The 9,818-nt window shown below is 45.1% G+C and carries 9 protein-coding genes; all 9 read left to right on the top strand.

The annotated features are described in order from the left end of the window. Complete coding sequence (gene mobH / locus FH974_RS25190; RefSeq protein WP_207104361.1) at positions 1 to 2,691, top strand: MobH family relaxase; 2,691 nt, start codon at positions 1 to 3, stop codon at positions 2,689 to 2,691. Next, the gene (gene traD, locus FH974_RS25195; protein WP_207104362.1) at positions 2,688 to 4,538 is read left to right on the top strand and encodes a conjugative transfer system coupling protein TraD; all 1,851 of its coding nucleotides are present in this window, start codon (positions 2,688 to 2,690) and stop codon (positions 4,536 to 4,538) included. The genes mobH and traD overlap by 4 nt, the downstream gene beginning before the upstream one ends. An 11-nt stretch (positions 4,539 to 4,549) precedes the next feature. Continuing rightward, a complete protein-coding gene (locus FH974_RS25200; protein ID WP_207104363.1) occupies positions 4,550 to 5,017 on the top strand; it encodes a hypothetical protein in 468 nt (155 codons plus the stop codon). After that, a complete protein-coding gene (locus FH974_RS25205; RefSeq protein WP_207104364.1) occupies positions 4,974 to 5,603 on the top strand; it encodes an IncC plasmid conjugative DNA transfer DtrJ family protein in 630 nt (209 codons plus the stop codon). Before FH974_RS25200 ends, FH974_RS25205 begins: the two co-directional genes overlap by 44 nt. A 611-nt stretch (positions 5,604 to 6,214) precedes the next feature. After that, positions 6,215 to 6,493, top strand: coding sequence for a type IV conjugative transfer system protein TraL (gene traL, locus FH974_RS25210; protein WP_207104365.1), 279 nt, complete (start codon positions 6,215 to 6,217; stop codon positions 6,491 to 6,493). Then, positions 6,490 to 7,098 carry a TraE/TraK family type IV conjugative transfer system protein gene (locus tag FH974_RS25215; RefSeq protein WP_207104366.1) on the top strand — a complete coding sequence of 203 codons (609 nt, stop codon included), beginning with the start codon at positions 6,490 to 6,492 and terminating at the stop codon, positions 7,096 to 7,098. The genes traL and FH974_RS25215 overlap by 4 nt, the downstream gene beginning before the upstream one ends. Then, positions 7,095 to 8,000: a TraK domain-containing protein gene (locus FH974_RS25220; protein WP_207104367.1), complete on the top strand. Its 906-nt coding sequence runs from the start codon at positions 7,095 to 7,097 to the stop codon at positions 7,998 to 8,000. Before FH974_RS25215 ends, FH974_RS25220 begins: the two co-directional genes overlap by 4 nt. After that, complete coding sequence (locus tag FH974_RS25225) at positions 8,000 to 9,334, top strand: TraB/TrbI/VirB10 family type IV secretion system protein (RefSeq protein ID WP_207104368.1); 1,335 nt, start codon at positions 8,000 to 8,002, stop codon at positions 9,332 to 9,334. The genes FH974_RS25220 and FH974_RS25225 overlap by 1 nt, the downstream gene beginning before the upstream one ends. An 11-nt stretch (positions 9,335 to 9,345) precedes the next feature. Further along, positions 9,346 to 9,816, top strand: a complete 471-nt coding sequence (locus FH974_RS25230; protein ID WP_207104369.1) for a TraV family lipoprotein — start codon at positions 9,346 to 9,348, stop codon at positions 9,814 to 9,816. Positions 9,817 to 9,818 lie beyond the last annotated feature (2 nt).

The following is a 9,818-nucleotide window of genomic DNA, read 5'->3' on the forward strand; positions in this document are numbered from 1 at the left end:
ATGGCGTTTCTTGATTTTTTTAAATCGAAACAAAAACCGGTACGGAGCTACAACCTTGAAATCGAAATTCCTCGATACCCCCCTTTTGCTGAAGGCCTCCCGTATGCAACCGGTATTGAACTCTTAGCGACACAAAAAGAGTTAATAAACAAAATCAAACAAACAATCGGCCTGAATGATAAAGAATTCGCGACGGTTGTTGAGCCCGTTCTCTTACGTTACGCCGAGTATGTGCATTTGCTGCCCGCGAGTGAGAACCACCATCATCGCGGAGCTGGCGGCCTACTTCATCACGGACTTGAAGTCGCTTATTACTCTGCCAAGGCCGCGTTAGGAGTATTGTTCACCCAAGAAGGTACACCGCGGCAACGTAGAAATGGTGAACCTCGATGGCGCGTCGCTGCGTGTTTTGGCGGTTTATTCCATGACATCGGCAAGCCAATCACAGACGTTACTGTGACTGACCGTAACGGTACCAAAATTTGGAATCCACACACCGACACGTTATGCGAATGGCTGCAGAAGAACGAAATTGATCGATATTTTCTTCATTGGTCGAATGGTCGACATAAGCGCCATGAACGCTTTGCTATGCAAGCTATTGATAAGCTTCTCCCCAAAAAAACTAAGGAGTACTTGTTTGTCGATGGCCGCAAAGAAATTTACGAAGAAATGTGTGATGCAATTCTTGATGTTGCCGTCAATCCCCGTGGCGTAATAGGCAAAATCGTTGGGACCGCGGATTCGGCTAGCACGCAAAAAGATCTCAAGCAGAATCGCATTTCGACTGAATCGTCTGGATTGGGCGTACCGGTGGAGCGATACATTATTGATGCTATGCAACGCTTGGTAAAATCTAAATGGAAGTCCTTTAATACGCTTGAATCACCAGTTTGGATTCTCGACTCTGGAGTGTTTATCCAATGGCAAAAAGCCGTCACCGACATCAACGAACTTCTTGCCAAGGATGCTATTGCAGGTGTTCCGAAGGTACCTAATGCACTTGCAGACATTCTGATTGAAAGAGGGTTTGCACTTCATCGCGTGGAAACAAAGGACGGTGCCGTCAGAGAACACCGGTACTGGCAACTGGAAATTGATTTAGCTCAAGCTGACGTTAAATCAGTATTCAGTGGTATTAAGCAATTAGAAACCCTCCGCCTTGAGACAATGGAGATTCTTTACATCGAAGAACCGCCGATTTGCGGTTTTGCTAAGGTACTTGGCGAAGTGACTGTCTCGTTAAATATCGATGAAGAGACAGATACTGTCACTATGACAATGAGTCAGCAGGAGACGGCTTGCAATGGTCAATCGGTACAAATTGAGCCTGAGTCGTCAGCTTTACCTTTTGTAGTTATTGAAGATATCGACTCGACGTTTAATTCGGGGCATTCAGCAGGTGAAGCGAAACCTGACACAGCAAATCAGGGTACCAGCACCCAGGCCGATGGTGCCTTTGTTTTGAACCAAGAAGTTTCATCGCCTGGTGAAGCTCTGGATACGTTGTTGTCTGGATCGGAAATGGACGGTCCATTCTCGTTATCAGGCCCTATAGAAACTCAGCTACCAACAGTTCAGACTGCTACCAGCCAGGTTGCACAAGATTCGGTTGCCACCACGACCAAGGCATTGAAGGAAGAAGAATCGGACGAACTAACAAGTGGCGCAGCTGGTTCAGTGTCTTTTAATTTTGATGAACTACTACCAACAGCAACGACGGCGAATAAAAAAGACGGAAAGAACGTTGGAAAAAAAGTAAATGATCACAGTGCACAAACTAACTTTGAGGCTTTATTGCCGAAAAATATTGGCTCGGAGAAAGGGCAAACAGACACAGCGAAGGCCAAGTCAGAAAATCCGGCCGGTATTTCAATTGATTTCTCTTCCTTTCTTCCCGAGCAAAGTTTGAATATCGATCTGTTAAGCGGTGTAACTGAGACAACTGAAGCAACAGACAACCAATTAGTCGGAGAGGCACACAAAGCATCAAAGTCACAGGCTGACAGTAGTACCAAACGTAACACCAAAGCGCTGAAATGGCCCCGCTATAAGGAAGTAAGCAGCAACCTAGAGGCACTGTTCGAGGATATAGAAAAGGGAAATATTCAACTTGGCGATGGTGTCCAATTTATCAATGGTCAATTGGCCGTATCAGCCGATAGTGTTAGTCAATTGCTTCAAGTCGATGCCAAGCGGCTTTATGAACTAGCCGTGTGTATTCCTAACCAACATGGCCTCCCAGAGCATGAAGTAGAAGGCAGCAAGTTTGTCTTTCTTAATGAGGAAATTACCCGGTACGCCAAGTCCAAGTTGATGATCGACGAGTCATTGTCATTTGATGACAACACAGATTATGAAATCGAAAGTGGACCTATACAAGCTGGCCGTAAGCTCAACGACCAATTAAACAAAGAACAGGAGGCGTTTCCTGAAATCGACAAATTCCCGGAGCGAAAACCAGGAGACGTAATTGCTGATCTTAAGCAGCAACTGTTAGCTGGTTCTGGACCTTACATTAATCATCCGATCGAAGCTGTTCCTAATGGCCTACGAACGCATATTAAAACCATCGACGCGCTGTGCCTCCAACACCCACACATAACAAGGATGCAGTTCATTACGCAAATTGCGTTTAGTGATGATTGGCAAGTTGATCTAGACAGCTTACTTCTAAAGGTGAAGTCATGAAATATGATTCCATGGCGTATGAGATGCCTTGGCGCCCCAATTATGAGTTTTATAGCGTTTGTGGCTGGATGTCAGGTGCTGTTGGCAGTTACGCCATCCAATACTACACACATATGCCAGCAGACCCGTTTTATTGGATGAGCTCAATTAGCCTGGGTATGGGATTGACCCAATTGCCGTACTCCTACCGGCTATACCGATTGCATAAAAATCTTAAAGGGCGGCCACTAACGTTTATTTCTCAAGATAAGTTAAAGAAGACGATGAATAGCCTTGAGAATAGTTACTGGCTGGGGATGGGTTTTGCGTGGGAAAAACGTCATGCACAACGTTTATTTGAAATTACAAAACGTGATTGGTCTTCTTTTCAACCTCAGCCTTCTCTTTGGGAAACGCTTCGATCCAGAGTGACAGGAAAAAGAATATTCCCTCCGATGGGGGCAAAGTTCATACACGGCGTTGAGCCCGACGAACACTTGTTAGAGTTTCCGCTGGAGCATTCTGAAGGCCATTTGCTGATCATAGGCTCAACCGGGTCGGGTAAAACCCGTATGTTTGATTTGCTCATATCGCAAGCCATAGCAAGAAACGAAGCCGTAATTATCGTAGACCCGAAATCTGATAAAGAGCTCAGGGATAACGCATATCGCGCATGCAAGGCGATGGGAAAAGAGGACAAATTTGTCTATTTCCATCCAGCACACCCAGAATTGTCCTGGCGTATAGACTGTTTACGTAACTGCAACCGTCTAACCGAGCTTGCATCACGGATATCGGCATTGATACCGTCTGAAACCGGCTCTGACCCCTTTACTGCATTTAGTTGGCAGGCAGTGAACAATATTATTCAAGGAGTAGCAATAATTCATGTTCGCCCCACATTGATCCTGATAAAGCGCTATCTAGAGGGCGGTACGGCAAATCTCGTTGAAAAAGCTGTTGAAGCGTATGCAGCTAAAGTCCTGCCAGATTGGGAATCGAAAGCGGAGTCATACCGCACCGGCACTACAATCATGAAACGAGCTTATGGCATGGTCAATTTCTACTACCATGAGGTGCAACATCTCAAACCGAATCCGGACTTGGAATCCTTACTATCTATGTTCCAGCACGATGGTACCCACTTTAGCAAGATGGTGGCATCTCTGCTCCCGATAATGAATATGCTGACTTCAGGTGATTTAGGAGCAATGTTGTCGCCGGATCCGAATGATTTTACAGATGAACGTCCAATAACTGATAGCGCCAAAATTATAAATAACGGAATGGTCGCTGTTATTGGGCTCGATTCATTACCGGACTCGATGGTTGGATCGTGTATTGGTTCATTGCTATTAAGTGATTTCACGGCTGTAGCTGGTGACCGCTACAACTTTAATCTTGAAATGAATCGAGTAAATATTTTTGTTGATGAATGTGCTGAGGTCATTAATAACCCATTGATTCAGTTGTTAAACAAAGGTCGAGGGGCTCGAATCACACTGGCAATTGCGACACAAACAATAGCGGACTTTACGGCCCGCCTGGGGAGCAAAGATAAAGCAGTCCAAGTCCTCGGTAACGTGAATAACCTCATCGCACTTCGTGTCAAAGACAACGAAACGCAACAGTATATTTGCGAAAACTTGCCTCAAACTCGTATCAATTATGTGATGAGGACGCAAGGGGGGAACTCTGCCAGTGATGAGCCGATTCTACACGGTGGCAACCAAGGTGAGCGTTTAATGGAAGAAGAATTCCCACTCATTGCCCCCCAAATGTTGGGTATGTTACCCAACCTCGAATTTATAGCCAATATAAGTGGCGGAAGAATCTTAAAAGGCCGTCTACCAATTCTAATAGGTTAAGGAAAACTCATATGCTGAATGATGAACGAATCCGCCGTGATATTTTTAACCAAGTGAGCAAGCACAGGTCAAATCACAGTACCGTGCTCCTGAAGCTGTTAAAAGAAGATTGGCCGTCCTCAGAAGACATTATTGTACAAGTCTACAAGTTACTTTATGCCGCTGATGAGAGTGCAGCAAGTGACTTAATGCTGACGCTTATTGATGATTTTTTGGAAGCTTACCGTACAGCTGTGAACCCACCACAATCGTTTAAACATGATGATCCATACCGTTTAGCTGTGTTCATAAGAAGCGTCGTAGATAGCCTTGAAGACCTAATGGGAAGAAGAACCTGTTCTTCGCCTGATGTCCTGTCAGTTTGGGGGGACAGGGAGCGGGTTTACAAAAGAATAGCGTCGAGAAGAATTCAAAATATTATCAGGAGCAACAGTTATGAAATCGCCATTTTGGATCGTTGTGTTGATCTTCGTCCTTGAGGTTTGCATCATTCTCATTTTGATACCTGGTGATTACACAAAGCAAATGATTGTGGACGAATCTGCTCTGATTCAAAAAAATTTAGGTACAGAATCTCAGCGCTGGATTTATAAGCGAGCCAACGAATACTACCAAGCCTCAATTCTTGATTCGGGTTTTTATGAAGCAACACACCAATTACTTATCCCCACATATGAAGAACGGATGAAGTCTAAAGGGATGGAAACGATGGGGGCAGATTGGTTTATTTGGGTCGAATCCCGGTTAGATGCAAGCATGAATGTGGTGTACCAGTTCTATTCACGTGTAGCGATATTACAATTGTGGGCACCTTACATGCTTTTTCTCTTTATACCTGCGATTTGGGATGGGGTAATGACCTGGAACATCAAAAGGACAAACTTTCAGTATGCATCGCCATTTTTACATCGGTATAGCATGCGCTCGATGTGGTTAGTGGTCATCGGTACATTCATCGTTTTCTGCTCGCCTTTCACGATGCACCCGACGTTTATTCCATTGATGCTTATGCTCTTGGCTGTATCAGTAGGGGTGAATATAAGTAACATGCAGAAACGCTTTTAGTTAATGGTTCGACCAATCCTGTCCCAATTTCTTGACGCTTAACTACCTCAACTTTATCTCAACTCAGGGTGGTTGAGCGTCATGTCGGGAATACCGATTCTTGCTTGCACCTGTGATTTTGAAAAAAAACTCACCATTTAACCAAAATCGACAAAAGCACATCGAACATCTTGGACGCCCACGGCTAGGCTTAGCGATGTTATGAAATTGGGCTTAAAAATCATCAATGAAATGTTTTAACGCACCTCAGGTAATACCTGCCACCAACGCAATCAGTTATAAAGCATTGGCGTCGAATTTATTGAAAATATTTGGGCCATCGCTGTGGTGGGTAACCTGGTTTGTAATAGGTTTCGTCATGTTTATGAAGATGTTTATGCCCGAAATGTACTAGCCAACGTGTCTGATGTCTTTACGCTTTCTCGCGTGTCGCTAAGTTAGCCTCTTTTGGTTAATTTTAGCGACTTTTTTGTGTTAAATACGCCGTGGTCTCATGGTGACATCTCCATTAATAGCTATATTTTCCTGTTTTGGGCGGGTTCCGTCAATTACTCGCGCCCCATTTCATAGAAACTATTCAATATCAAAAAACTGCTTAGGAGTGCGTGTCCATGAAGCCTGTCGAAATACCGAGGCGAATTGACGATCCAATTCATGCCTTGTTATGGAGCTTGGACGAACTGTTGCCAATATCCATCGGAATGGTAGTTGGAGTAATGCTGGGGAAAGCCGCGATTTGTACACTTATCGGATTCGGTATTACCAATCTTTATAAACGCTTTCGTGATAACCACCCTGATGGCTACATGTTTCACTCGTTGTACTGGTTTGGAGTGATGGGGGGCAGTCGTTCGATGATTAACCCTTATATTCGGAGACTGTACCCATGAAATGGAAAGACTATTTAAAGACGTGGGAAGGTACCCAAAAGGAAAATATTTTTAATCGTTTCGTAATCCTTGCGCTGTCTATCGCGTTGGTTATCGCGATTATGGTCATGTCTTCAAAACGTCCTGTCGCAATCGTGCAACCTTTTACTTTAAAACAAGAAGCGTGGGTGGCTGAATCGAGTGCGAGCCAGAATTATATGGAGGCCATGGGACTTGCGTTTTCTTTGCTATTGGGGAATGTCACACCTGGCAGCTTGGATTTTATTAAGGAACGTATTGAACCATTTTTGTCACCAGAGATTTATTTTGATGTGGTGAACATCATTGACGACACTGCCACCCAAATTCGTGCCGATCGTATCGTCACTCGTTTCGAACCCCGCCAAGTGCTTTTTGAAGAAGAAACATTGAAAGTCTTCATTAACGGCAATTCTTTCATCCGTTCAAACAACTCGGACGAAAAGCGGGTTGAGCGGTCATATGAGTTTCACATCGAGGTAAATAACTACGTACCGATGATAATGCATATGGACACGTATACCGGTGGGCCGCGCACAACGAAAGTTCTGAACCGAATGAAGAACAAAGGTAAGGAGGAAAAATGAGACACGTACTGACTTACTTAATGTTCAGTTTGGTAAGTGCCGGGATCATTGCTGATGACAAGATGCCATCTGTACCTCTGCATGTTATGGCATCTAATTCTGGTTCAGCCTCGCCTTTGTCTGCAAACATTGCATCTAGTGCAGTAGTAAGTACGGATACCTCAATGACTATGCAGCCAGGGGTCAACAAGCTTGCAGCAATAGCATTGGGCCATCCAAACCGGATTGTTACACCATTTTCGACACCCGAAGTTACTTCCACCACTCTCGTGGCAGGTGAAAATGGAGAATGCGGGGAACTTTGTATCAAAGACAACGTGATATATGTAGCCACTGACAAAGAACACCCAGTGACTATGTTCATTACCGAAAAAGGATCAGAAGCTAATGCGCTGAGTCTAACATTGGTACCTCGCCGCATCCCGCCGAAGGAAATCAAACTCACTTTGAGTGGAAGCTATGCCGGCTCATTCACGGTTCCAAGCAAAAAGGCCCAGATGTGGGAAGAAAGCCAGCCTTATGTTGATACCATTCGCGATATTATGCGGGCTGCGGCACTTGGCGATACGCCACAAGGCTATACGCTGGGTACACCCGTACCAGGCATGACGTTGCCACGGTGTCTGCAGCCGGGATTAACCGTTGATTTCGCACGTGGCCAAGTGATGACAGGTCACAACTTCACCTTATACGTTGGCCTCGGGACCAATATCACCAATAAAGAAATCGAATTTGCAGAAAAAACATGTGGGAATTGGAATGTTGCCGCTGTTTCTTCATTCCCTAACTTTGTTCTGCAGCCTGGACAGCAGACCGAAGTATTTGTGTTAGTTAAGAAGGCCTCGAAATCTACACAGCGTTCCACTCGTCGCCCTTCTCTGATGACGGGGATACATAAATAATGCAATTGTTTAATAATCTTTGGGCGCGGCTAAACCCAAAACAAAAGAAACTCCTTGCCCTATCTGGTGCCATTGTCCTTGTCGTTGGGGTGATGAGTTTAACCTCTGGGGCGGATTCCAGCTCACAAACCTCAAATGCAAACAAATCATCGATTAGGCATGTGCTGACGGACTCGAACACACGTGAGGTCAGTATGGATGCCTTAAGCGCTAAGCAAAGGACGCAAGAACGTGATTTGGAAAATTTGCGCCGTGAGGTTTCTAGTCTGAAAAGCCGGGATTCAGGGAGGATGAACCCGAGCAGTGCCACGGACTATGAATTGGAGAAAAAATTTGACGAAAAACTAAAAGTCATTCAGAAAAAATTTGATGATGAACTTGAGAGGATTAAGAAAGAAAGTCAGCAGGATGACGGTAACTCAGTGGTGAAACGCCCTGGAACACCGGACGAAGGTCAGCAAGCGGATGATTATATTGAATCGGCTTCAACCACTAAACTTGCTAACAATCAGAGAGTGCCAAGAACAGCCGAAGAATACTTTGCTGATGCACCTTTACCGAGCAATAAGCAAATCCATCAGGCTCCACCAACCGACCCAGGTGTTAAGCCAGCAACCGCACCTGCGAATAAGTTAACGATTCGCACTTTCTCTCAAGCTAGTAATGAGGGTGATGCGGCCGGCACTGATACCAGCGAGGATAATGCCGTACATATACCCGCCGGTTCAATTTTAACAGGGGTTCTTCTTAATGGTATGGATGCCCCAACTGGCGTTAATGCGCAGAAACACCCATTCCCGTCAACTTTACGCATTCAGCATGAGGCGATATTGCCAAACCGCCATAGGGCTGACATAAGAGAATGTTTTTTGATTCTTGCTGGTTACGGTGACCTATCTTCAGAACGTGCATATTTAAGGGCTGAAACATTGTCGTGTATCACTGACGATGGCGGCGTCATTGAAGAATCTATTGATGCTTATGCTGTAGGGGAGGACGGTAAAGCCGGTATTCGAGGCCGTCTTGTGAGTAAACAAGGCCAATTGATCGCACGTTCTATGGTCGCTGGGTTCATGAATGCTGCCTCCAAGGCTTTCGATGTTAACCCAGTACCGGTAGTTAGTACTAATCCCGGCGATTCGGCACAGTATCAATACAACTTTGGCTCGGGTGCGTTGCAAGGCGCTGCGGTTAAGGGGGCCGGTGAAGCACTTGACCGGGTCGCAAAATTTTATGTCGAAATGGCCGAAAATATATTTCCAGTTATTGAAATTGACGCGGGCCGCCAAGTCGAACTCATTATCAAAAAAGGCGTGAAACTCACCGTCAAATAAGGGAATTCATAATGAAACGTCTATTTGCAGTTATTGCTATGACCCAATTGATTACTGGTTGCGCCGGGTTTTTTAACATCGGTGAAGAGGAATACGGATGCAGCGGGTTACCTGACGGGGTTAAATGTATGTCGACCCGCGATGTCTATGAGACGACGAACGATGGTAAATTACCAACTGCGTCGGGAGCTCCGCAGTCAACCGGTATTCCAAATGCCAATGATGGATTTGGCGAAATCAATGATCCTGTTATCAATACGTATGTTGCCCCGAATTTACCGGACAGGCCAATACCAATACGCACCCCTGCGCAAGTTATGAGAATTTGGGTAAACAACTGGGAAGATAAGGTCGGTGACCTGATGTACAGTGGTCATGTCTATACTGAAATTCAGCCAAGACGATGGGTGGTGGCTGAGCAACCAGCTACTACCCAAACATCCTTTGAGCCGTTGAAAAGCACAAAGCCTTATAGCAAATAACC

The organism is Photobacterium ganghwense (assembly GCF_017329545.1).
Classification (GTDB): Bacteria; Pseudomonadota; Gammaproteobacteria; order Enterobacterales; family Vibrionaceae; genus Photobacterium; species Photobacterium ganghwense.